Origin of the sequence: Streptomyces sp. HSG2 (assembly GCF_016598575.1) — a bacterium.
GTDB lineage: Bacteria > Actinomycetota > Actinomycetes > Streptomycetales > Streptomycetaceae > Streptomyces.
The window spans coordinates 1,860,001-1,883,825 of record NZ_CP066801.1 but is presented as its reverse complement, the minus strand read 5'-3'; the positions used below and the strand labels follow the sequence as shown (position 1 = coordinate 1,883,825).

The 23,825-nt window shown below is 74.0% G+C and carries 19 protein-coding genes and 1 rRNA gene (1 of these 20 running past the window's edge); 13 read left to right on the top strand and 7 right to left on the bottom strand.

Features of this window, described 5'->3' with window-relative positions:
- Positions 1-32: 32 nt before the first annotated feature.
- From JEK78_RS07665 to JEK78_RS07645, 5 genes are all read right to left on the bottom strand, one after another.
- Complete coding sequence (locus JEK78_RS07665; protein WP_200263351.1) at positions 33-794, bottom strand: TIGR03089 family protein; 762 nt, start codon at positions 792-794, stop codon at positions 33-35.
- Between the two features lie 62 nt (positions 795-856).
- Positions 857-1,756, bottom strand: coding sequence for a DNA-3-methyladenine glycosylase 2 family protein (locus JEK78_RS07660; RefSeq protein WP_242483377.1), 900 nt, complete (start codon positions 1,754-1,756; stop codon positions 857-859).
- A gap of 210 nt (positions 1,757-1,966) precedes the next feature.
- Entirely contained in the window at positions 1,967-3,268 is a 1,302-nt protein-coding gene (locus tag JEK78_RS07655) for a coenzyme F420-0:L-glutamate ligase (RefSeq protein ID WP_200263349.1), read from the bottom strand.
- The gene (gene cofD / locus JEK78_RS07650) at positions 3,265-4,224 is read right to left on the bottom strand and encodes a 2-phospho-L-lactate transferase (protein WP_200263348.1); all 960 of its coding nucleotides are present in this window, start codon (positions 4,222-4,224) and stop codon (positions 3,265-3,267) included. Before cofD ends, JEK78_RS07655 begins: the two co-directional genes overlap by 4 nt.
- Before the next feature lie 144 nt (positions 4,225-4,368).
- Positions 4,369-4,884 (bottom strand): cysteine dioxygenase family protein, encoded by a 516-nt coding sequence (locus JEK78_RS07645; RefSeq protein ID WP_200263347.1) that lies wholly within the window; start codon positions 4,882-4,884, stop codon positions 4,369-4,371.
- 704 nt (positions 4,885-5,588) lie between these two features.
- Between JEK78_RS07645 and JEK78_RS07640 the strand changes: the two genes are divergently transcribed.
- The 3 genes from JEK78_RS07640 to JEK78_RS07630 all read left to right on the top strand — a co-directional run bounded on the left by JEK78_RS07640 (position 5,589) and on the right by JEK78_RS07630 (position 11,723).
- Positions 5,589-5,852 (top strand): WhiB family transcriptional regulator, encoded by a 264-nt coding sequence (locus JEK78_RS07640; RefSeq protein ID WP_003975777.1) that lies wholly within the window; start codon positions 5,589-5,591, stop codon positions 5,850-5,852.
- A gap of 325 nt (positions 5,853-6,177) precedes the next feature.
- The gene (locus JEK78_RS07635; RefSeq protein ID WP_242483296.1) at positions 6,178-10,233 is read left to right on the top strand and encodes a glycosyltransferase family 2 protein; all 4,056 of its coding nucleotides are present in this window, start codon (positions 6,178-6,180) and stop codon (positions 10,231-10,233) included.
- A complete protein-coding gene (locus tag JEK78_RS07630; RefSeq protein WP_200263346.1) occupies positions 10,230-11,723 on the top strand; it encodes a DUF5719 family protein in 1,494 nt (497 codons plus the stop codon). Before JEK78_RS07635 ends, JEK78_RS07630 begins: the two co-directional genes overlap by 4 nt.
- Positions 11,724-11,806: 83 nt before the next feature.
- On the opposite strand, the gene JEK78_RS07625 is transcribed toward JEK78_RS07630, so the two are convergent.
- On the bottom strand, positions 11,807-12,277 hold the full coding sequence (locus JEK78_RS07625) for a metallopeptidase family protein (RefSeq protein WP_200263345.1): 471 nt from the start codon (positions 12,275-12,277) through the stop codon (positions 11,807-11,809).
- 324 nt (positions 12,278-12,601) lie between these two features.
- Between JEK78_RS07625 and JEK78_RS07620 the strand changes: the two genes are divergently transcribed.
- The 8 genes from JEK78_RS07620 (at position 12,602) to JEK78_RS07585 (ending at position 20,837) form a co-directional block, all read left to right on the top strand.
- Positions 12,602-13,024 (top strand): DUF3499 domain-containing protein, encoded by a 423-nt coding sequence (locus JEK78_RS07620; RefSeq protein WP_200263344.1) that lies wholly within the window; start codon positions 12,602-12,604, stop codon positions 13,022-13,024.
- A 104-nt stretch (positions 13,025-13,128) separates the two neighbouring features.
- Positions 13,129-14,493, top strand: a complete 1,365-nt coding sequence (locus JEK78_RS07615) for a phosphomannomutase/phosphoglucomutase (protein WP_200263343.1) — start codon at positions 13,129-13,131, stop codon at positions 14,491-14,493.
- Between the two features lie 116 nt (positions 14,494-14,609).
- Entirely contained in the window at positions 14,610-14,780 is a 171-nt protein-coding gene (locus tag JEK78_RS07610; RefSeq protein ID WP_200263342.1) for a Trm112 family protein, read from the top strand.
- Positions 14,781-14,834: 54 nt separating this feature from the next.
- The gene (locus JEK78_RS07605) at positions 14,835-15,962 is read left to right on the top strand and encodes an SIS domain-containing protein (protein ID WP_200263341.1); all 1,128 of its coding nucleotides are present in this window, start codon (positions 14,835-14,837) and stop codon (positions 15,960-15,962) included.
- A gap of 119 nt (positions 15,963-16,081) precedes the next feature.
- Positions 16,082-17,233, top strand: a complete 1,152-nt coding sequence (manA, locus tag JEK78_RS07600) for a mannose-6-phosphate isomerase, class I (RefSeq protein WP_200263340.1) — start codon at positions 16,082-16,084, stop codon at positions 17,231-17,233.
- A 110-nt stretch (positions 17,234-17,343) separates the two neighbouring features.
- On the top strand, positions 17,344-18,318 hold the full coding sequence (locus JEK78_RS07595) for a cation diffusion facilitator family transporter (RefSeq protein WP_200263339.1): 975 nt from the start codon (positions 17,344-17,346) through the stop codon (positions 18,316-18,318).
- Positions 18,319-18,583: 265 nt separating this feature from the next.
- The gene (ahcY, locus tag JEK78_RS07590; protein WP_200263338.1) at positions 18,584-20,041 is read left to right on the top strand and encodes an adenosylhomocysteinase; all 1,458 of its coding nucleotides are present in this window, start codon (positions 18,584-18,586) and stop codon (positions 20,039-20,041) included.
- Positions 20,042-20,198: 157 nt separating this feature from the next.
- Positions 20,199-20,837 (top strand): hypothetical protein, encoded by a 639-nt coding sequence (locus tag JEK78_RS07585; protein ID WP_200263337.1) that lies wholly within the window; start codon positions 20,199-20,201, stop codon positions 20,835-20,837.
- On the opposite strand, the gene JEK78_RS07580 is transcribed toward JEK78_RS07585, so the two are convergent.
- A complete protein-coding gene (locus tag JEK78_RS07580) occupies positions 20,821-21,807 on the bottom strand; it encodes an RDD family protein (protein WP_200263336.1) in 987 nt (328 codons plus the stop codon). The genes JEK78_RS07585 and JEK78_RS07580 overlap by 17 nt on opposite strands.
- 124 nt (positions 21,808-21,931) lie before the next feature.
- Here JEK78_RS07580 and JEK78_RS07575 point away from each other — a divergent pair, with 124 nt between their 5' ends.
- Positions 21,932-22,939 carry a stage II sporulation protein M gene (locus JEK78_RS07575; protein ID WP_200263335.1) on the top strand — a complete coding sequence of 336 codons (1,008 nt, stop codon included), beginning with the start codon at positions 21,932-21,934 and terminating at the stop codon, positions 22,937-22,939.
- A 583-nt stretch (positions 22,940-23,522) separates the two neighbouring features.
- Positions 23,523-23,825: ribosomal RNA gene (locus JEK78_RS07570) — 16S ribosomal RNA — on the top strand; it runs 1,222 nt beyond the window's last position.

Here is a 23,825-nt window from a genome sequence, read left to right as displayed (position 1 = left end):
ACGGGCGCCGCCGCCTCGTGGACGGGCGCTCCTCAACGCGCGGTGACGGTGACCCGCTCGGCCTCGATGCGCCGGTCCAGGTCCTCGGCCGGCAGCCGGTCGAGGTTCCGGCAGAGCACGACGGAGCCGCCGGTCGCGAGCGGACCGTACAGGCCGGCGTGCAACCCCTCCCAGGTGTCGTACGGCAGCGACGACAGGATCCGGGCGCCTGGTCCCGTCAACCCCAGTGCGGGGGCCTCCGCCCCCGCCCGTTCGACCACCTCGGCCCCGCTGAACTCCCGCCCGGCCACGATGAGCGCGGGGGCGTCGGGGTCCACCGGGGCGTACGGCGCGAACCGGTCTCCCTGCCCCGGCACCTCCACCGCGTAGTCCGCGAAGCCGTCCGGAACCCGGGGAAACCGCCCGCCTAGCGGGCGAAGCGCCAGGGCGACGCGGGGCCCGGAGCAGGACCGGGCCGCCTCCAGCGACTCCGGTTCGGGACCGCTGACCGCGACCTGGGCCGCGGCCGGTTCGCCGGCCACGTCGGCGACGACCCCGACCGAGGCACAGGCCAGCAACCACACCGCCGTCTGCCAGTGCGCCGGCAGCAGCAGTGCCACCCGGTCGCCCGGCTCGGCGGACAGTTCGTCCTGGAGCAGATTCGCCGTCTTGGCCACCCAGTTGGCGAAGGTGGCCACGGACAACTCGACGCGTTCGCCGGTGGCGTCGTCGTAGAAGGTCACGAGGGGCCTGCCCGGGTCCGCCGCGAACGCGGAGGCCAACAGGTCGGCGGGGGTTCGGTGACGGTCGTTCACCCGGGCAAGCCTACGCGGGGCGACCCACCCGCGCTCCGGCGGTCGGGCCCCCGAGGTCACGCTCAGAGACGCCGGAAGTCCCGGGGCGCCGCCCTGGGCGCCCGACGCGGCGGCACCCGCCCGCTCAACAGGACCAATCGGGCGGCGCGATGCCGTTGGCCCGTGTAAGGCTCCAACAGCCGGAGCATCTCGTCGTCGTCGGCATCCCGGTCGCCGGCGAGGGCCCAGCCCACGATGCCCGGAAGGTGCAGATCGCCGACCGTGACCTCGTCCGCCGCCCCATGGCTCCGTTGGACGACCTCCGCGGAGGTCCACGGCCCGATGCCCGCCACCCGCTCCAGCCGCTCCCGCGCCGCGACCGGGTCCATGCGCGCGGCCTCCTCCAGCCGTCCGGCCACCCGGACGGCCCGGAGCACGGTGGAGGCCCGCTTGTCGTCGACCCCCGCGCCATGCCACTCCCAGGAGGGGATCCGCGCCCACGTACGCGGCTCCGGCATCACCCGCATCCCGGCGGGCGCCGGCCCCGGAGCCGGCAGCCCGAACCGGGTCACCAGCAGCCGCCAGGCCCGGTACGCCTCGACCGTCGTCACCTTCTGCTCCAGCACCGACGGGATCAACGACTCCAACACCAGGCCGGTCCGCGTGAGCCGCAGCCCCGGACGCCGGTGCCGGGTCATCGCCACCAGTCGGTGCCTGGGCGTGAAACGGGTCGGGTCGTCGTCGGCGCCCAGCAGCGAGGGCAACCCCTCCAGCAGCCACTCCGCCCCCGGCCCCCAGGCCTCGCCCCGCACCTCGCCGCCGAGCGCTCGCACGCGGAGCGTGCCGGGGCCCGAGGGGGTCAGACCGCATCGCCAGACCGAGCCGTCCGGGAGGGCGCGGTAGGTCGGATCACCGGGCCCGCGACGCAGAGGCCCCAGGACGAGAGCCAGGTCGAGCGGCCCGTCGGGCACCCAGGCGCGCACCCGCCCCGGGGCGGCGCGCCGGGGCGGACCGACGGGTCCGGCAACCCGCGAGGGGGGCCCGGCCTGTCGGGGGGTGAGACGTCCTGCCACGGTTCACGAGCCTAGGCGACGTCGCGGTCGTCCCGTGCCGGCGCGCCCTTCGCGCCGGCCGGGAGGCGTCGGACGCCGGGCGGCGGCGGTCGCGGGCCGTCGCGCCGAGCCGGCGGGCCCTCAGCGGACCTCGATGAAGGCCTCAGGGTCCCGCCGTGCCCGGGGCCGGGGCTCCTCGGCGGGATGTCCCACCGCCACCGCCCCCATCGGGTCCCAGTCGGCGGGCAGCCCGAGCACCTCGCGCACCACGTCCCGACAGAACATCGTCGAGGACACCCACGCCGAGCCGAGACGCTCCCCGGCCAGCGCGACGAGGAGGTTCTGCACACCGGCCCCCGCCGCCACCACGAACATCTCCCGCTCCGCGGCGTCGCGTCGTGCGTCGCCGTAGTGGTGCGCGCCGTCCGTCACGAGGCAGGGGACGACGAGGTAGGGCGCGTCGCGCAGCACGTCTCCCCGTCGGACGCGACGCGTGATCGACTCCTCGCTCTTGCCGTCGCGCCTGAGGTCCACGATCCATGCCTCCCGCATCGCGTCGACCAGTCGGGTGCGGGAGGCGGGGGACTCCAGGAGCACGAATCGCCACGGCGTGGTGTGGTGCGGCGCCGGTGCCGTGACGGCCGACGCCACCGCGCGGCGCACCGCCTCGCCGTCGACGGGCTCGTCGGAGAACCGCCGCACTGTGCGGCGCAGGGTCAGCGCCTCCCGGACGGCCTCGGAGGTGCCCAGTCGGAACATGTCGTCGCGCGCGTCGCGGACCAGGGCCCGGGCACCCGTTCCGTCCTCGGCGTCGACGAGGTGGTCGAGCCCGCGGACCACCGCGACCGGGAGTCCGGCGAGCTTCCCCTTGACCAGGTCGCCGGCCGCCGCGAGTTCGTCCGCCGTGGCGACGACGGTGGCACCCAGGGGATTTCCGTGCCCGTCAGAGGCGCCGCGCAGGTCGTCCAGGACCCGGACCCCCGCCGCGCCGATCGCCATGTCGGTCAGTCCGGCCCGCCAGGGACGCCCGGAGGTGTCGGTGACGATCACGCCCACCGTGACGCCGAGGGCCGCGCGAACCCCGTCGCGCAGGCGGCGGGCGGAGGCGTCCGGGTCCTCGGGGAGCAGAAGGACCGTGCCGGTCGGGGTGTTGGAGGCGTCCACCCCGGCCGCCGCCATCACCAGGCCCTGTCGGTTCTCCACGACGCGGAGCCGGCCGCGCCGGGCCACCACCCGCACGGTCTCGGCGTCGATCGCCGCCTCCCGATCGGTGGCCGGCACGGACCGCCCCTCGGCCTTGGACACCACCTTGGAGGTGACCACCAGCACGTCCCCGTCGACGAGGGTCGGTTCGGCGGTCGCGATCATCTTCGCCAGGTCGTCGCCGGGCAGTATTTCGGGCAGGCCGGGCACCGCCCAGACCCGGTATCCCTCCTCGCTCACGCCGGCCGTACCTCCCGTGCCAGGGCCAGGGCCTCACGGGCCATCGCCGCTGTCGCCTCGACGTCCGTCATCATCAGCGGCACCGCGCGACAGGGGATGCCCGCCGCCTCCACCCGGTCCACGTGGTCCGCGTCGACGGCGTCGACCAGCCAGCCGTCCAAGAGGTCCGCGCCGTAGTGCTCGGCGACCGCCGCGGCCGTCGCCTCCACTCCCACGGCGGCCAGCACCTTGTCCGCCATCCCTCGCACCGGGGCGCCCCCCACGATGGGGGAGAGGCCGATCACCGGAGCGTCCGCGCCCGCCACCGCCTCGCGGACGCCGGGCACGGCGAGAATCGTGCCGATCGACACCACCGGGTTCGACGGCGGGAGGAGGACGACGTCCGCCTCGGCCACCGCCTCCAGGACGCCCGGCGCCGGTTTCGCGTGTTCGGCGCCGACCGGCACGATCGCCTCCGCGGTCACCGAGGCCCGGAGCCGCACCCAGTACTCCTGGAAGTGGATCGCCTTGCGCTCGCCGTCCGACTCGACCGCGACGTGGGTCTCGACCCGGTCGTCCGTCATCGGGATCAGCCGCACGCCCGGGCGCCAGCGGTCGCACAGCGCCTCGGTGACGGCACTCAGCGGGAACCCGGCATCCAACATCTGTGTCCGCACGATGTGCGTCGCGAAGTCCCGGTCACCCAGGCCGAACCACTCGGGCCCCACCCCGTAGGCGGCGAGCTCCTCCTTGACGCGGAAGGACTCGTCGGCCCGCCCCCAGCCCCGCTCTTCGTCGATGCCGCCACCGAGGGTGTACATCACGGTGTCGAGATCCGGGCAGACCTTCAGGCCGAAGAGGTGGATGTCGTCGCCGGTGTTGCCGACGACGGTGATGTCCGCGTCGGGCACGGCCCGTCGAAGGCCCCTCAGGAAGCGGGCTCCACCGATGCCGCCCGCCAGAACCACAATGCGCATGGCGACAGTGTGGCAGGCCCGGTGGACGTCGACGCGGGCGGTCGTGGGCATCGGCGCCGGCGGCCCGGGCCACGCGGTCGCGGCCCGCCGCGCCCGCCGGTCCCGGTGCCGCACGCCCGAGTGCGGTCGGCGAGGCGGATCGGGTCAGATCGCGGGCAGTGCCTTTGCCGCCGGGTCCGCGATCGCCGCGGAGTCGCGGTCGGTGTGGGCCGTCATCCGCGTCAGGCCGGGGTGATAGACGTGGAGACTGACCGCCGGCTCCCAGGCGTCGTTGACCACCTCGTGCGTGTAGCCGGGGGCGAACACCCGGTGTGGCCCCGGCCGCAGGGTCCGGGTCCCGCTCGGGGAGCGCTCGGTCAGGGAGCCCTCCAGGACGGTGAGGAGCCCCGACGAACCGCCGTGGTCGTGCAGCCCGGTGCCCTGGCCGGGAAGCCAGGACAGCAACCACACCTCGTAGCCGGGTCCCGAGCGCAGCCGGTGGTACCAGCGGGTGGTGGGGTCGTAGCGGACCAGTGGGCGCCACCGTTCGGGCTCGGCGGCGAGAGATCGGGCGAGCCCGAGGAAGTCGGCCACGGTGGAAGGGTGTCGGCGGGGGGTTCGCAGCAGGTGTGGGACCTGGAGGATGTCGCCGGCGATCTGCAGGTCGCTGTCGCTGTTCACGGGGTGGTGGCTCCTCGGCGGGAGGGAGTGCGGGCGAGGGTCGTCGGCCCGGACCTTGCGCACCGGGCGTGGGCGTACGCGTACGCCCACGCGGGCGGGGCTGGGTCAGGAGGTGGGCGGGGCCGGTCGGCGGGAGCGCGGGCGGCTCAACAGCAGCGACAGCGACGACAGCGACAGCGCGAGAGGACGGCACCGAGAGACCCGGACGGGCGGGTCGGGGCGAGCACCGGGTTCGCGAGCATGCCGTCAAGGACAGCGGCTCATGCCCGGCGCTGTCAATACGATGCTCGCTCCGTGGGACAGGGTTCACCTCTTCCGGTCCGTTCGGGGTGTCCGGGGTTTGCGCCGGCGGTCCAGGGGACACATGCGGCACAGGCCGGGTCGGCGACCCCCGAGGCGACGCCGCGATCGGGAAGTGATCAAGCTCGCGAAAGGGGTCGTCTCGGAACGGGATCGGTCACGCGCGCGTCCTGTCCCGCGGAGGAGGCCGGCGAGAGAGCATCGGTGCGCCGTGGATATGTCGCATTTTTTGGCGATATCCACACTTTCTGTGGGGCCTTGGTTCCGCAGGGTGAATAAGGGACTCATTAGCAGATCTCGGCTTGACTCGCCCGGAGCAGCACACTTGTAATTTCACTCGTGTCGTTTGGCCGGATTCGGTGACGGCTGATCACGGGGACGCGGAAGACAGACGAGGGGCGCACATGACCGAGCTGGTGCAGCAACTGCTGGTCGACGACGCGGACGAGGAACTCGGCTGGCAGGAGCGCGCGCTGTGCGCCCAGACCGATCCCGAGTCGTTCTTCCCGGAGAAGGGCGGCTCCACGCGCGAGGCCAAGAAGGTCTGTCTCGCCTGCGAGGTGCGCTCCGAGTGCCTGGAGTACGCGCTCGCCAACGACGAGCGCTTCGGTATCTGGGGAGGCCTCTCCGAGCGCGAGCGTCGTCGGTTGAAGAAGGCGGCGGTCTGACGCGACCTCACCGGCGTTCCGTGCGGGGCCGGTGAGGTCGCCCGCACCCCCGGCGAGTCCGGGGGCGCCGCCTTGGGGGGCGGGAGCGGCTCCGGGAAAGCCCCGCCCCGATCGAACGCCGAGCGGTGGGATCGCACACCGGCGTCTCCGCGGCGAGTCCGGAGGGGCCGCGTCCGCGGGGCCCCGGGGGCCGGCCGGAGTTGTCCACAGGCGGCGATCGGCCGCCCGGTCCAGCCGATAGTGTGGGCGCTCGTCCGAGACGCCCGACGTCCCCTCCGTGGGCCGGGCGTCCACCGCAGTCCACCGAACCGGGGCCCGTACCTCGATGTCCGTGCACAGCCACCCGGCGGCCCGTCACCCCGGCGCCGCCACCGCCGCGTTCGACCCGTCCCACGCCCCGGAGTTCCCGCGCCACGTCGTCACCGCGGTCCTCGTCTCGCACGACGGCGACCGCTGGCTGCCGGAGGCGCTCGCCGGACTCCTCGGCCAAGAGCGCCCCGTCCAGCAGGTCACGGCCGCCGACACCGGCAGCTCCGACGACTGCGCCCGGCTCCTGGCCGAGGCCCTCGGCGACGACCGGGTGGTGCACCTCGCCCGGCGCGCCGGCTTCGGTCAGGCCGTCGCGGAGGCGGCCCGCACCGCCCCCGCCCTCACCCCGGACGACCTCCCCTACCTCAGACGACCCGACGCCTGGGACCCGGTCACGCGCACCTGGCGCGACGACGTCCACGAACTGCCGGAGCTGCCTCACGGCGAACCGGTCCAGTGGCTGTGGCTGCTGCACGACGACTGCGCGCCCGACCCGGCCGCCCTGGCCGAGCTGCTGCGCGTCGTGGAGTCGGAGTCCGAGCTCGGCCGCGACGACGTCGCCGTCGTCGGTCCCAAGCTCCGCGGCTGGTACGACGAGAGACAACTCCTCGAAGTCGGCGTCACCATCGCCGCCTCCGGCCGCCGCTGGACCGGACTCGACCGTCGCGAACAGGACCAGGGCCAGCACGACCACGTGCGCCCGGTCCTCGCCGTGTCCACCGCCGGCATGCTCGTCCGTCGGGATGTCTTCGAGCGCCTCGGCGGATTCGACCGGCACCTGCCCCTCATGCGCGACGACGTCGACCTGTGCTGGCGCGCCCAGGCCGCCGGGTACCGGGTGCTGGTGGCGCCGGAGGCCGTCGTCCGGCACGCGGAGGCCGCCTCCCGTGAACGGCGCGCGATCGACTGCGTCGGCCGCGCGGTTGCCTCCCCCCGTCGGGTCGACAAGGCGGGGGCCGTCCGCACCCTGCTGGTCGACACCGCCACCGTCGCCCTGCCCTGGGTCGTCCTCCGGCTCGTCCTCGGCACCCTGTTGCGCGCGGGCGTAGCGCTCCTCGGCAAGGCCCCCGGCCAGGCCCTGGACGAGCTGCGCGGTCTGCTGAGCGTGGTGCTGCGCCCCGGACGTGTCCTCGCCGGACGGCGTGACCGAGGCCGCCCGCAGGTGACGCGGCGCGAGCTGCGGTCCCTCTTCCCACCGCCCGGCGCCACCCTCCGCGCCGCCTTGGAGCAGACGGCCGGCCGGTTCGGGCGCCGGTCGTCCGGGGAGGCGACCCCGGGGGCGGGACGGCACGGAGCGACGACGCTCGGCGCCGACGACGCCGTGCCCCCCGAGGCCCGCCGGTTCGCCAGGCTCCGGCGGGTCGCACGCGCTCCCGGGCCGCTGCTTGCCCTGGTCCTGGTGCTCTCCACCCTCGCCGCCTCCCGCGCGCTGTTCGGCGAGGGCGGGTTGTCGGGCGGCGCGTTGCTTCCGGCCCCCGACTCGCCCGGCGAGCTGTGGGCCCGCTTCAGCGCCGCCTGGCACCCGGTCGGCACGGGCGACGCGTCCGCCGCGCCGCCCTACCTCGCCCTGCTCGCCCTGGCCGCGGTCCTGTCGTTGGGCTCTCCCGATCTCGCGGTGACCCTGTCGCTCCTGGGCTCCGTGCCGCTGGCCGGGATGTCGGCCTACCTCGCCTCCCGCCCACTCGTGACATCGCGACTGCTCCGCGCGTGGGCCGCCGTCGCCTACGCCTTCCTCCCCGCGGTCACGGGAGCGGTCGCCGGCGGTCGTATCGGCACCGCGGTCCTCGCCGTCCTCCTGCCCTGGGCCGCGCGCACCGGCGTGGCCGCCGCCGGGCTGTCGCGCGCGGACGGCGCGCGCGGAAGCTGGCGGGCCGCGTGGGGCCACGCCCTGCTGCTGACCGTCGCCACCGCCTTCACCCCGATCGTGTGGCCCGTCGCGCTGGTCCTCGGAGTCGTCGTCCTGGTGTCGCGCGGGCGCGAGCTCACCGCGTACGGGCCGCGGGTACTGGCCCAGCTCGCCACCCCGCTGATCCTCCTGGCGCCGTGGTCGTTCTCGCTCTTCCCGTTCGGGTTCCTCCGGGAGGCCGGGCTCGCCGACGACTCCTCCGCGGCCTCGGCCCACGACCTGCTGGGCGCCGATCCCTCGGGGCCCGGCACACTCTCCGGACCCCTCTTGTTCGGCGTCGTCGCGGCGGCGCTGGCCGCCCTCCTGCGCTCCGACCGCCGCTCGGCCATCGGGACCGCCTGGATCGCCGCCCTGGCCGGTCTGCTCCTGGCGGTCTTGGCCAACGGTTCGGCCTGGGCGGGGCCGGCGACCCTGGTGTACGGCGTCGGCCTGCTGGCCGCCGCCGTCCTCGGCGCGGACGGGGCACGGGCGCGGGTGGCCGAGCGGAGCTTCGGCTGGCGCCAACCGCTCGCCGCGCTCGTCGCGTTCGCCGCGGCCGCCGGTCCGCTGCTCGCCGCAGCCGGGTGGATGGTCCGGGGCGCCGGCGACCCGCTGGAGCGTCGCGCCCCGGAGCAGGTGCCCGCGTTCGTCGCCGAGGAGAGCCGCACGCGCGACCAGGCCCGCACCCTCGTCCTGGACAGCGACTCCGCCACCGCCGTGCGCTACGTCCTGGTTCGCGGCTCCGGGGCCCGTCTCGGCGATGCCGAGACGGCCGCCGCGGCGGGGTCGAACACCCGACTCGACCACGTCGTCGCCTCTCTCGTGGCGGGGTCCGGGGCCGACCAGGCCGCGCGACTGGGCGACTTCGCCGTCCGCTACGTCCTCGTGCACGACGGCGCCCCGCGCGAGATCGCCCGGGTCTTGGACTCCACCGTGGGTCTGACCAGGCTGAGCAGGCAGGACGGCGTCGCCTTGTGGCGGGTCGAGGGGGAGATCGCACGCGCGACGATCACCGAGGGCTCGGGCACCGCCCTGCCGGTCGCGGCCGGACCGGTGGAGATCCACACGGACATCCCCGCCGGCGCGGAAGGCCGCGTCCTCCGCCTCGCCGACACCGCCGACTCCGGATGGACGGCCACCCTCGACGGGAAGCCGCTGACCGGTACCACGGTCGACGGCTGGGCCCAGGGGTTCGCCCTGCCCGACAGCGGGGGAAGACTCGACGTCACCCACGAAGCCCCGCTCGCCCACACCGCCTGGCTGTGGTGCCAGGGCCTGCTCGCGGCCGTTCTCGTCGTCCTCGTGCTGCCCGGGCGGCGCCGCGACGTCGACGACGACCTCCCCGACGAGCCCTCGACCCCCTCCGCCGCCGGGGAGGGCCGCCGGGCACGGCGACTGCGCGCCCAGGCCGCCGGCGCGGCGGGCGAGAGCGGCCCCCACCCGCCCGGCACCTGGGCGGACGCGCCCCGGGAGCCGGCGGGGGACGCGGTGGACGGCATCGGCGGCCCGCTCGCCGACCACGACCGTTCCGAGGCGTCCGCCCCGTTCCCGGCCGATCCCCTCGGGATCCCCGCGCAGGGCGGCCCCGGGGTCGCGTACGCCGTGGACCACCCCGGCGTGGGCCCGGTCGGAGACGAGCCGCGTGCCGCGTACGAGTCGTCGTACGGCGCCCACGACCGTTCCGAGGCGTCCGCCCCGTTCCCGGCCGATCCCCTCGGGATCCCCGCGCAGGGCGGCCCCGGGGTCGCGTACGCCGTGGACCACCCCGGCGTGGGCCCGGTCGGAGACGAGCCGCGTGCCGCGTACGAGTCGTCGTACGGCGCCCACCACGAAGGGGGCGTCGCGCCCGACCCGTCTTCGCTCCCGCCGTACCGGCAAGAGCCTCCCGCCTCGTACGACGCCGGGTACGACGTCGCCCCCGGCGGCGGGTACGAGGCGTCCTACCGAGGCGCGTACGACCCCGCGCTCGGCGGGGAGTACGACCCGGGCCACGACGGCGCGTACGACGCGACGCCCGGCAGTGGGTACGACGCGGGCGGCGCGCCGTACGGGACCGACCACCTCGCGTCCTACGGCGGCGACGCCCATGATCCGTCCGCCGTGTACGACCCGATCCGCGGGCCGGGGGTCGACCCCCGCCATCCGCACGGCACGACCGACGAGCGTCCCGACGGGAGCCGACTGTGAGACGTACGACCCTGTCCTTCCTCGGTTGCGTCGCCGCGCTGGCCGTCGTCACCGGCACGGCGGCGATCACCACGCCCGGCGACGCGGCCGACGACGCGTCGGCAGCGTCGGCCACTCGCCTGCCGGTCGACCGCAGCGTCGTGCTCTGCCCGTCGCCCGGCTCCTCGGACGTCGCGGAGACGACGTACACGTCGTTCACCCCGGTCACGGAGGGTGCGGAGGGGGAGGGGGCGGCCGAGCTTCTCCCGCTCACGCGGGACGCGGAGGCGGGCGAGGGGGATGAGGAGGCCTCCGGTGAGGCGGTCCTGGAACCCGCGGGTCCGGGCACCCCGACGACGGGGGAGCACACCGGCGACGACGCCCCCGCCCTTCTCGGCACCGCGGAGGGCGAGGTGGCCCCGGGGTGGAGCGTGGGGATGACGACGAAGATCGCCGCCGGCCTCGGGCGCGGGCTGTCGGGTCTCGCCTGCGGGGCCCCGGACACGGAGTTCTGGTTCCCGGGGGTCGGCACCGAGGCCGACCGCACCGACTACGTACACCTCACCAACCCCGACGACACGCCCGCGGTGGTGGACATCACCCTGTACGGCGAGGACGGCGAGGTGGAGTCCGAGCTGGGCGAGGGCATCACGGTCCCCGCGCGGGCCACGAGGCCGATTCTGCTCGGCACGCTCGCCGAGGAGCGTCAGACGGACCTCACGGCGCACGTCGGCGTGCGCAGCGGGCGTGTGGGCGCCGCGGTGCTCGCCCTGGACGCGGAGGCGGGCGGCGACTGGTTGACCGCGTCCGCGGACCCTGCCGCCCGGCTCGTCCTCCCCGGCATCCCGAAGGACGCGACCGCCGTTCGCCTGGTGATGTTCACACCGGGCGACGTGGACGCCGACCTGGACGTCAGCCTGGCCTCCCCCACCGGTCCGATCACCCCGGCCGGGCACGAGACGGTGCGGGTCAAGGCCGGTCTGACCACCGCGGTCGACCTGGGAGACATCACCCGGGGCGAGGCGGGGTCGCTGGTCCTGACGCCGACGGGCGGCGACGTCCCGGTGGTCGCGGCCCTCCGGGTGACGCGCGGCGAGGGAGAGGACCGGGAGACGGCGTTCCTGCCGGCCACCGGCCCGATCGTGACGCGCGCCACTTCGCCGGACCAGCCGAAGGAGGGCACCACCCTGTACGTCACCGCTCCCGGGGAGACCGCCCGGGTCCGGATCACGGCGTCGGCGGGTTCCGAGGGGGGCGAGGGGCTGTCGCGCGAGTACACGATCGAGGGAGGCACCACCCAGGACGTGGATTTCCCGGTCCCCGAGGGGTTGAAGGGGGTCTACGCGTTGACGGTCGAACCCGTCTCGGGCGGGCCGGTGCACGCGTCCAGGACGCTGAGCGTTCCGGTGAAGGACGTGCCCGCTTTCACCGTCCAGCCCCTCGCCGACGACCGGGGGACGGTGGCGGTCCCCGACGCGCGGCAGGACCTGTCGGTCCTCGTCCGACGCTGACCGCGCGGGTGGCGCCGACCGGGAGCCCACCGCCCCGGCCCCGCGACGCGCCCCGCGCGGGGCCCGTCGCGGGCCCGGGGGGCTCAGTCCTCCCCGAAGCCCCGTTCCTCCCCATAGCGCGGATCGACCGTCTCGGGTGTCAGCCCCAGTACCTCCGCGACCTGCTCGACCACGACCTCGTGGACCAGCAGCGCGCGCTCGTCCCGCCCCCTGCTGCGGATCTCCACCGGACGCCGGTACACCACCACCCGGGCACGGCGGCCCTCCCGGGCGGCCGCCGATCCGCCCAGCGGGACGACCTCGTCGCCCCAGCCGTCGTCGGACCGCTCCAGTCGGGGGACCTCCAGCACCACGAAGTCGATGTCGGCGAGCTGGGGCCACCGGCGCTCCAGCCGCTCCACCGAGTCCTGCACGAGGTCGGCGAACGTCTCCGCCCTGCTGGCCGCCAGTGGCACCTGCGGCGGCGCGATCGGGCCGCGCATGCCCCGGCCGTGACGGTCGCGGCGACGGGGCCCGGGCGGGTCTGCGGAACGGGGCGGTACGGGACTGTCCATCAAGGCTGAAGGTTAGTACCCGGCCGGTCGCGACACCCCGTTCCCCGGCCCGCCGAGTGCGAGTCCCGGGGGCGCCACGCGGCGGGCGACTTCGCGTCGGGGTGTCGCCAGGACGCGAGGGTGCGCATTCGGCCAAGGCGGGGCTCGATCGCGTCGCCCCGCGTCGCCCGGCTCTCCCGGGGCGCGAGGCGGGGCTCGTCCCCTCGCGCGCGATCGACGACGCCACGCTTCGGGTCGGTGATCAGCGGTGTTCGGGCAGTTCGGGGCGGTGGCGTCGGGCGTGTTCGGCGCCCGGTGGCGTGGGCGACACGGGCGGGTGACCCGGTGGAGAGTCATCGCGGCCCGCTCAGGAGTGCGGTACCGTCCAACACCGTGAGTCCTGTACGTCGCTGTTCGCGCACCGCCTGCGGCCGTCCCGCCGTCGCGACGCTGACGTACGTCTACGCCGATTCGACGGCGGTCCTCGGCCCGTTGGCGACCTACGCCGAGCCTCACTGCTACGACCTGTGCGCCGAGCACTCCGAGCGGCTCACCGCCCCTCGGGGCTGGGAGGTCGTCCGGCTCCTCGACGGTTCGGCGCCCGCCCGCCCGCGCGGCGACGACCTGGAAGCCCTGGCCGACGCCGTGCGCGAGGCGGCGCGCCCCCGGGAGCGCGTCGCGGAAGCGGGCGGTGTCGCCCGTTCGGCGGACCCCATGGAGGTCGCCAGGCGAGGCCATCTGCGGGTCCTTCGGTCCCCGGAGGGCTGAGCGACCGGGCCGTCCGGCCCTCCGCGCGCGGTCCCTCCGGCGAGGTGGTCCGCGGCAGCGGGTAGTTTGGGGTCACCGACACGGAAACCCAGGAAGGCTCGCCCGTGGCTGCTGAGCTGTCGCAGATCGTCAAGGCGTACGACATCCGCGGCGTGGTCCCGGACCAGTGGGACGAGACGCTGGCCGAGTCCTTCGGCGCCGCGTTCGTCCGGGTCACGGACGCGACCGCGATCGTGACCGGACACGACATGCGGGCCTCGTCCCCCGGCCTGGCGCGCGCCTTCGCCGACGGGGCGTCCCGTCAGGGCGCCGACGTCACCGAGATCGGGCTGTGCTCCACCGACCAGCTGTACTACGCCTCGGGCTCCCTGGACCTGCCGGGTGCCATGTTCACGGCCTCGCACAACCCCGCCCGGTACAACGGCATCAAGATGTGCCGTCGGGGTGCCGCCCCGATCGGCGCGGACTCGGGCCTGGCCGACATCCGTGAGCTGGTCGAGCGATGGGGCGCGGGAGGCCCCCCCGAGCCCGGGGCCCGTCGGGGCGAGGTGCGCGCGCGGGAGACCCTCGACGACTACGCGACCCACCTGCGGTCCCTGGTGGACCTCGACGGGATCCGTCCGCTGCGGGTCGTCGTCGACGCGGGCAACGGCATGGGCGGGCACACCGTGCCCACCGTCCTGGCCGGACTCCCCGTCGACCTCGTTCCCCTCTACTTCGAGCTGGACGGCACCTTCCCCCACCACGAGGCGAACCCGCTCGACCCGGCCAACCTCGTCGACCTGCGCAAGCGGGTCCGCGAAGAGGACGCCGACCTCGGCCTCGCCTTCGACGGCGACGCGGACCGCTGCTTCGTCGTGGACGAACGGGGCGAACCGGTGTCCCCGTCCGCGATCACCGCCCTGGTGGCGGCCAGGGAACTCGCCCGCCACGGTGGCCGGGGGACGGTCATCCACAATCTGATCACCTCCTGGGCCGTGCCGGAGGTCGTGGCCGAGCACGGCGGCACCGCGGTGCGCACCCGGGTGGGGCACTCTTTCGTCAAGGCCGAGATGGCCCGTACCGGTGCCATCTTCGGCGGCGAGCACTCCGCGCACTACTACTTCCGCGACTTCTGGAACGCCGACACCGGCATGCTGGCAGCCCTGCACGTGCTGGCGGCCCTGGGCGGGCAGCGCGCCCCGCTGTCCGCGCTGGTCTCCGAGTACGACCGGTACGTCGGATCGGGGGAGATCAACTCCACCGTGGCCGACCAGGCGGAGCGCCTCGAGGCGATCAGGGCCGCGTACCGGGACCGCGAGGACGTCGGCCTGGACGGCCTGGACGGCCTGACGGTGACCACCGCCGACTGGTGGTTCAACGTGCGCCCGTCCAACACCGAACCGCTGCTGCGCCTCAACGCCGAGGCCCGGGACGAGACGACCATGGCCCGCGTTCGCGACGAGGTGCTGGCGATCATCAGAGGCTGAGGGCCCCCGAGGCGGGCCCGGGCCGCGGAAGGCCGGGCGACGCCCACCGGAGGTACGCTGACCAGCACGTCAGGACACGCGAACGCGCGAGCCCACCGCTCCCGAAGGGAACCGTCATGCCGCTCGAAGCCGGCCTCTTGGAGATCCTCGCCTGCCCGGCGTGCCACGCGCCACTGGAGGAACGCGAGGCCGAACTCGTCTGCGCCGGGCGGGACTGCGGGTTGGCCTATCCCGTCCGCGACGGCATTCCCGTCCTCCTCGTCGACGAGGCGCGCCGCCCGGGGTAGCGGCGGTGTCGACGCACCGCACCCCAGTCACCCCGGTGATCGGAGACCGCCGCCATGTTCGACGAATCACTGCTCGACAACCCCGACGGGCTGTCCGAGACCGACCGGCGCGGCCTGCTGCGCGGCGCGGCGGAGGCCGGCGCGCGCGTGCGCACGGCGGCCCGTCACGCGGCGGAGGCGGGGGTCGGCGAACTCCGCCCGGACGGCCGCCCCCGCTCCGTCCTCATCGCGGGTCCTGGCGCCGCCGCCACGCAGGCCGCCGACCTGCTGGGCACTCTCGCCGGCGCGGGGAGTCCGGTCACGCGCCTGGCACCCACCGGCGTCGCCCCGGACGCCGGGGCGCTCCGATGGGATCTGCCGGGGTGGGCCGGATCGGTCGACCTGCTGCTCATCGCCACCCCCGACGGCACCGAGCCGGGGCTCTGCCTCCTGGCCGAACGGGCGTACCGCAGGGGATGCGCCGTCGCCGCCGTGGCGCCGGGCGACAGCCCGCTGGCCGAGGCGGTCGCGGGGGCCCACGGCCTGTTCGTTCCCATGGCGACCGCGCCCTACGACCAGGAGGAGCCGCTCGCCGGCGCGGCCCCCGGCGTCCTGTGGGCGCTGCTGACCCCGCTCCTGGTGCTGCTGGACCGCACCGGACTGCTCGCCGCGCCGCCCGCGGCCGTGCGGGGGGTAGCCGACCGCCTCGACCGGGTGGCCGAGCGGTGCGGTCCGGCCATCGCCGCCTACGGCAACCCCGCCAAGACCCTCGCCGCCGAACTGGCCGACGCGCTGCCCCTGGTGTGGACCGAGGGGGTCTCCGCGGGACCGGCCGGTCGACGCTTCGCCGCCGCTCTGGCGGAGCTGTCCGGCGTCCCCGCGATGGTCGCCGAGTTGCCCGAGGCGCTGGCCGCCCACGGCGCGTTGCTCGCCGGACCCCTGGCAGCCGGCGCCGATCCCGACGACTTCTTCCGGGACCGCGTGGAGGAGCGGGCAGCCCTCCACGCGCGGGTGGTCCTCCTGCGGGACCGTCCCATCGCGGGACTGACCGCCGCACCCGCCGCCCGCGAACTCGCCCTGGGCCACGACACCCCGGTCAGTGAACTCGAACCCGAGGCCGGCGGGGAGTTGGAGACCCTCGCGGAGCTGATCGCCGTCACGGACTTCGCCGCCGTCTACCTCGCCCTCGCCGCACGGCCCTGAGCCCCACGCGAGAAGCGCCCCGCCCCGAACACGCGGAGAGCGGACGGGCCGCCGGTCCCCCGACGCACCGGAACCCGCCGCGGCACGCCGCACGCGTCCGAGAGAACCAGAGAGAGCCCATGGACCGCCTCGACAACACCATCCGCCCCTACGCCTGGGGCTCGACGACCGCGATTCCCGACCTGCTCGGCGTCGAGCCGACCGGCGAGCCGCAGGCGGAGATGTGGATGGGCGCCCACCCCGGCGCACCCTCCCGTACCGCTCGCGGCACCCTCCTGGAGCTGATCGACGCGGCGCCCACGCGGGAACTGGGCCCCGCCTCCGTCGCCCGGTTCGGCCCGCGGCTGCCTTTCCTGCTCAAGATCCTCTCGGCGGCGGCGCCGCTCTCCCTCCAGGTCCACCCCGACCGGGAACAGGCCCGCACGGGCTACGACGAGGAGGAGCGGCGCGGCGTCCACGTCGACGCGCCGGACCGCAACTATCGCGACCCGCACCACAAGCCCGAACTCGTCTGTGCTCTGACCGAGTTCGAGGGGCTGTGCGGTTTCCGGCCCCCCGCCGACACCGCCGACCTGCTCGACGGACTCGGCGTCGACTCCCTCAAGCCCTACGTCGACCTCCTGCACGCCCGGCCGGAGGACGCCGCCCTCCGTGAGGTATTGACCGCCGTCCTGACCGCCGACCGCGAGCGGATGGCCCGGACCGTCGCCGAGACCGAGGCGGCCTGCGACCGCCTGGGCGGCGTCTACGCCCCCTACGCCGGCATCGCCCACCACCACCCGGGCGACCCGGGAGTCCTGGCCGCGATGCTGCTCAACCACGTGACGCTGCACCCCGGCGAGGCCCTCTACCTCGGCGCGGGGGTCCCGCACGCCTACCTGAGCGGCCTCGGCGTGGAGATCATGGCCAACTCCGACAACGTGCTGCGCTGCGGGCTCACCCCCAAGCACGTCGACGTCCCCGAACTCCTGCGGGTCGTCCGCTTCGAGCCGGGCGATCCGGGGGTCCTGCGCCCGGAGGCGTCCCTCGGCGACGAGGAGGTCTACGAGACCCCGACCGACGAGTTCCGACTCTCCCGCTACGTCCTGTCGGAGGGGGGAGCCGCCCATGACCTCACCCGCCCCGTCCCGCAGATCCTGCTGTGCACGGCGGGTTCGGTGCGCGTCGACGGACAGGAGCTGACGGCCGGCGGCTCGGTCTTCGTCCCGGCGGGCGAGCGGACCGACGTCTCCGGCTCCGGCACCCTCTTCAGGGCCACCGTGCGTCTGTGACCCCTACCCGCCGGACGGGGGACAGGGCCGCCTTCGAGCTGCGACAATGACGCCGCCGTGGCGCGTGGGCACGGCCGTGGGCGGACGACGTCGAAGGGACAACGGGGTACATGAGCGCGTCAGGCGGGACGAAGGCGATCGTGGCGGCCTTGGTCGCCAACCTCTCGATCGCGGTGGCCAAATTCGTGGCCTTCCTCTTCAGCGGCTCGTCGTCGATGCTCGCCGAGGCCGTGCACTCGGTCGCGGACTCCGGCAACCAGGGACTGCTCCTTCTCGGCGGCAGGCGCGCCCGCCGGGCCGCGACGCCTCGGCACCCCTTCGGGTACGGGCGGGAGCGTTACGTCTACGCCTTCCTCGTCTCCATCGTGCTCTTCTCCGTCGGCGGCATGTTCGCCCTCTACGAGGGCTACGAGAAGATCAGGCATCCGCACGAGATCGAGCACTGGTACTGGCCGGTGGGCGTCCTCGTCTTCGCGATCATCGCCGAGGCGTTCTCCTTCCGGACCGCGATCCGGGAGTCCAACGTCCTGCGGGGCGAGAAGTCCTGGACGGCGTTCGTGCGGCACGCCAAGGCGCCCGAGCTGCCGGTCGTGCTGCTGGAGGACCTCGGCGCGCTGGTCGGTCTGCTCCTCGCCCTCGGTGGCGTCGGCCTTGCCCTGCTCACCGGCGACGGCGTGTGGGACGGCGTCGGCACCCTCTGCATCGGCGCGCTGCTCATCCTGATCGCCCTGGTCCTCGCCGTCGAGACCAAGTCGCTGCTGTTGGGCGAGGCCGCCGGAGCGGACGAGGTGCGCGGCATCGAGGACGCCGCCGTCGACGGCGACACGGTCACCGGCCTCATCCACATGCGCACCCTCCACCTCGGTCCGGAGGAGCTGCTCGTCGCCGCCAAGGTGGCCGTCCGGCACGACGGCACGGCCACCGAGATCGCCGCCGCCATCGACGCCGCCGAGGCGCGTATCCGGGCGGCCGTCCCGATCGCCCGGGTCATCTACCTCGAACCCGACATCTACAGCGAGACGGAGGCCGCCAGGGGCGCCGACCCGGAGGCCACGCCCGGAGGCCCGATCCCGCCGTCCGGCTGAGCCTGCCCGCGACGCGCTTGCGACGGGGCCCGGTCGCTCGCGGGCTGGGGCGCGGCGGGGGTGGCGGTGTAGCTTGGTCGCAGCCAGACGTCGCTGCTGATGGCGGTCGGGCGGTCGCATCAGGGCCGGCCGAGGGAGAGAGGGCCTCCGACGGACTGCGCCGCGCGTGACCGGGCCTGCCGGTGCCCTCCTCGGGCGCCTCGGCGTCCGCCGTCGCGCAGGTCAGCCGTACCCACCTCGACCGAAACCCGAGGAGCAGCCCGTAATGACGACTGTCGAGAACCGACAGGACTTCAAGGTCGCCGACCTGTCCCTGGCCGAGTTCGGCCGCAAGGAGATCACCCTCGCCGAGCACGAGATGCCCGGCCTGATGGCGCTCCGCGCGGAATACGCCGAGGCGCGCCCTCTCGCCGGCGCACGGATCACCGGTTCGCTGCACATGACCGTGCAGACGGCGGTGTTGATCGAGACCCTGGTGGCGCTCGGCGCCCGGGTCCGCTGGGCCTCGTGCAACATCTTCTCCACCCAGGACCACGCCGCCGCGGCCGTCGCCGTCGGGCCGGGGGGAACGGCCGGTGAGCCGCGGGGCGTTCCGGTGTTCGCCTGGAAGGGCGAGACCCTGGAGGAGTACTGGTGGTGCACGGAGCAGGCGCTGACCTGGCCGGACGCCGCCACCGGGGGCCCGAACATGATCCTGGACGACGGAGGGGACGCCACCCTCCTGGTGCACAAGGGCGTCGAGTACGAGAAGGACGGCAAGGTCCCCTCGCCCGACACCGCCGAGAGTGACGAGCACCGTGTCATCCTCGAACTGCTGACCCGCACCCTGGGCGAGAACGCCCGGAAGTGGACCCGGCTCGCCTCGGAGATCCGCGGCGTGACGGAGGAGACCACGACGGGGGTGCACCGGCTGTACGAGATGCAGCGGGACGAGACCCTGTTGTTCCCGGCCATCAACGTCAACGACGCGGTGACGAAGTCGAAGTTCGACAACAAGTACGGCTGCCGGCACTCGCTGGTGGACGGCATCAACCGCGCCACCGACGTCCTGATCGGCGGCAAGACCGCGGTGGTCTGCGGCTACGGCGACGTGGGCAAGGGCTGCGCGGAGTCGCTCCGCGGGCAGGGCGCGCGCGTCATCGTCACCGAGATCGACCCGATCTGCGCGCTCCAGGCCGCGATGGACGGCTACCAGGTCACCACCCTGGACGAGGTCGTGGAGACGGCCGACATCTTCGTCACCACGACCGGCAACAAGGACATCATCCTGGCCTCGGACATGGCCCGGATGAAGCACCAGGCGATCGTCGGCAACATCGGCCACTTCGACAACGAGATCGACATGGCCGGCCTGGCGAAGATCCCGGGCATCGTCAAGGACGAGGTCAAGCCGCAGGTCCACACCTGGACCTTCCCCGACGGCAAGGTCGTCATCGTGCTGTCCGAGGGACGCCTGCTGAACCTGGGCAACGCCACCGGGCACCCCTCGTTCGTGATGTCCAACTCCTTCGCGGACCAGACCCTGGCGCAGATCGAGCTGTTCACCAAGCCCGACGCCTACCCGACCGGCGTCTACGTCCTGCCCAAGCAACTGGACGAGAAGGTCGCCCGCCTCCACCTGGACTCACTCGGGGTGAAGCTGACGACGCTCCGCCCCGAGCAGGCGGAGTACATCGGAGTCAAGGTCGAGGGCCCCTACAAGGCGGACCACTACCGCTACTGAGCCGGTCCGCGGGTCCCCCCGGAGGTGCCGCCGCCACGGCACCTCCGGGGCGGGCCCCCCGCACCCCCGTGTCGGGGGGCCCGCCCCTCGGTCCGCCGACGGCCCCGCCCGGGGCTCTCGGTACGCACGCACCAGTCCGTCACGATCCTGGACGTCCATGCCTCGCGGTCGGTACTCGCTTCACGACCCCCTCGATCACACTCCTCTCGGGGAAGAGCACTTCCACTGTGCCCTCGGTCCCTCCGGCTGGCGCTACGTCTCGCGGACGACCACTCCGGCCGGCGACGACCGGGGCTCCGTCGATCTGACCCTGGACGCCCTCGGCCGACCGCTCCGGCTGGAACTGAGCACCGGGCCCTGGCGTGTACGGGGCGGCGTGTCGGACGGGTTGGCCTGGGTCCGCACGGACCTCGCCGGGACGCGTGCCATCGAGGGCACCGCCCGTGCCCACGGCTTCGCGGGCACCTCCCCGGCCCTGCTGGTCGCCGCCACGCGGCTGCTGCGCCTCACCCCCTCTTCACCCAGTGGTCGACTGCGTCTGGTCGCCTTCACGGAACCGGTCCTCGCGCCGCGGACGGTGGACCGGTCCTGGACCGTGGTGGACACCCAAACACACGCCACCGACAACGGCCCGCTCCTCGTGGACGAGTACGGCGTCACGGCGCTGGACACGGGCGAGCGACACACCGTCCACGTCGCGGGCGACGTGGTGTTGGCCGCCCCCGGGGTCGAGCTGGAGGCCCTGGACTCGCCACCGTCCGTCTTCCCCCGAACCCGCGTCACCCCGGAGGGCTGAAGCGGGTCCCGGGGGAGGGCGCCCCGCCCTCCGGCGGCTCGGGGGAGTCGACCGGCCCCGTCGCCGGCGGGTGCGCGAAGAACCCCTCGCGGTTCGACGCCGAGGCGGGGGCGGGACCGGCGGGGTCATGGGTCGTCCCGTGGGGCGCCGGCCCCTCCGCCCGATGCCGCGGGGGCGCCGGGTGCCCGACCCCCTCGCCCGGGACGCGCTGGGAGGGGGAGCCCGAGAGGTGTGCCCGGCGGACCTCGCGTGCCCGACGCTCGTGTGACACACCGGCCAGGTAGGCCATAGGCGGCATCCCCGGTGGCGCCGCGACTCCCGTCAGGGCGGCGACGTCGGACGCCAGCCGTGCCGCCATCGCCGCTCCCACTCGGGGGTCCAACTCGCCCGCCCGCGTGAGGCACTGTCGAACGGCCAGCCACAGGTCGTCCGGTACGGCCGACAGGTCCAGGCCGGTGAACAGCCTCTCGGAGCCCGGCGGGGGCGGCGGGACGAAGGCGACCGGCCCGGCGGGCACGCGCTCCCGCACTACCAACGTCCCGGCGAACACGTCCCCGAGCCGCCGTCCTCGCGCCGACACCAGCGAGGCGACGCAGGCGACGAGACCCAGGGTCATGAGGATCTCGACCACGGCGAGCAACCCCCGCACCAAGGCGTGCCGGAACGCGATCGGTCCGCCGTCGTCGCGTACCACCCGCAAACCGCATGCCAGTTTGCCCAGGGACCTGCCGCGGCTCAGTGTCTCGACGGCCACCGGCCCCCCCACCATCACCGATACGAAGGTGGCCAGCGACACGGCGGCCCGCGCCGCCTCGTCCAACGACGCGGTGGCCACCAACACGAGGACGGCCACGACCACGTAGGTGGTCAAGGCCAGCGCGAGGTCCAGCATCAGGGCGAGGGCCCTGCTCGGCAGCCGCGCCGGCCGCAGCTCCAGGGCCACCGCCTCGCCCGTCACCCATGCGGCCACGTCCGTCGTCCTTCCCTCGCACACCCTCGAACACGGACAGTCTGCCAAGCTGAGGGCGCGATCATCCCAAGAGGACGATCGGATTCGCGATGCCCTCGTCCGACAGCTCAGGAGCAGGCACCCGATGGACCTCGACGTCTTCGTCTCGTCGCACCAAGCGGAGTGGGATCGGCTCGACGCCCTGCTCCGACGCCGTCGCGGTCTGACCGGCGCGGAGGCGGACGAGATCGTGACCCTCTACCAGCGCACGGCCACCCATCTCTCCGTGATCCGCTCCGGGGCGCCCGATCCTCGGCTGGTCGGTCGACTCAGCCGGCTCGTCGCCCGTGCCCGCGCGACGGTCGCCGGAACCCGGCGGACGTCGTGGCACGACGTCACGCACTTCCTCGCCGCCGGTTTCCCCGCGGCCGTCCACCGGGCCCGGCACTGGTGGGTGCCGACCGCCCTGCTCTCCCTCGCCGTCGCCGCGCTGCTGGGCTGGTGGACGGGAACGCACCCCGAGGTCCAGGCCGTCATCGCCGCGCCCGACGAACTGCGGCGGCTCACGCGTCCGGGGGGCGAGTACGAGTCCTACTACTCCACGCACCCGGCCGCGTCGTTCTCCGCCCAGGTCTGGACCAACAACGCCTGGGTCGCCGCTCTCTGCCTGACGCTCGGGGTCTTCCTCGGTCTGCCGGTGCTGTGGGTCCTCTTCCTCAACATGCTCAACCTGGGAGTGGGGCTCGGTCTGATGTACTCGGCCGGCCGCCTGGACGTCTTTCTGGGCCTGTTGGCCCCCCACGGACTGCTGGAACTCACGGCGATCTTCGTCGCGGCGGGAACGGGGCTCCGCCTGGGATGGACGCTCGTCGATCCCGGTCCGAGACCGCGGCGCACGGCGCTCGCCGAGGAGGGCCGCGCGGCCGTCGGCATGGCCGTGGGCCTGGCCTTGGTCCTCCTCGTAGCGGGGGCCATCGAGGGTTTCGTCACTCCCTCGGGGTTGCCCACCTGGACCAGGATCGGAATAGGCGTGGCCGCCGAGATCCTCTTCCTCCTCTACGTCCACGTGCTCGGTGGCCGGGCCGCGCGCGAGGGTGAGCGGGGAGACCTCAAGGCCGCCGAGCGCGGCGCGGTGGTTCCCGTCGCCGGCTGAGGTGCGCCGCTCGCCCGGAACCTGGTACTGTCCTCTCCGTTCCGCCGGGGCCATTGACATGGTGCCGGCGGGAAGGTAGATTCGAACAGTTGCCTAGAGCGGGCCGATGGTCCCGAGGGTGACGGTGGGACATCTATCCGCTTCGCGAATCGCCGCACATCGCGTGTGCCGGCGTCGACGAAGCCCCGATGAATCGGAAACGAGAGCCGGTCGGACCGGTCGGAATTTCCTGGTAGAGTCGGGGAGGCCGGAAAGGGAAGCGCGGAAGTGCTTTTCGGGAAGGCGGCCGAGGAAATCGGGTCGGAAACGGTCTGGTAGAGTCGGTGAAACCGAAGGGGAAACGCCCGGAGGAAAGCCGCGAGAGAGTGTGTTTCTCGGGTGAGTACGAAGAAAGCGTCCGTTCCTTGAGAACTCAACAGCGTGCCAAAAGTCAACGCCAGATATGTTGATACCCCGACGCCGGGATTGTTGTTCCGGTGGACGGGTTCCTTTGAAGTAGAACACAGCGAGGACGCTGTGGATCATCGGGTTATTCCTCCGGTGGTCCCGCTCCCGTGTTGTGTGCCGGGTGACCGGCAGAGCATTCACGGAGAGTTTGATCCTGGCTCAGGACGAACGCTGGCGGCGTGCTTAACACATGCAAGTCGAACGATGAACCATTTCGGTGGGGATTAGTGGCGAACGGGTGAGTAACACGTGGGCAATCTGCCCTGCACTCTGGGACAAGCCCTGGAAACGGGGTCTAATACCGGATATTGACTGTCACGGGCATCCGTGGTGGTGGAAAGCTCCGGCGGTGCAGGATGAGCCCGCGGCCTATCAGCTTGTTGGTGAGGTAGTGGCTCACCAAGGCGACGACGGGTAGCCGGCCTGAGAGGGCGACCGG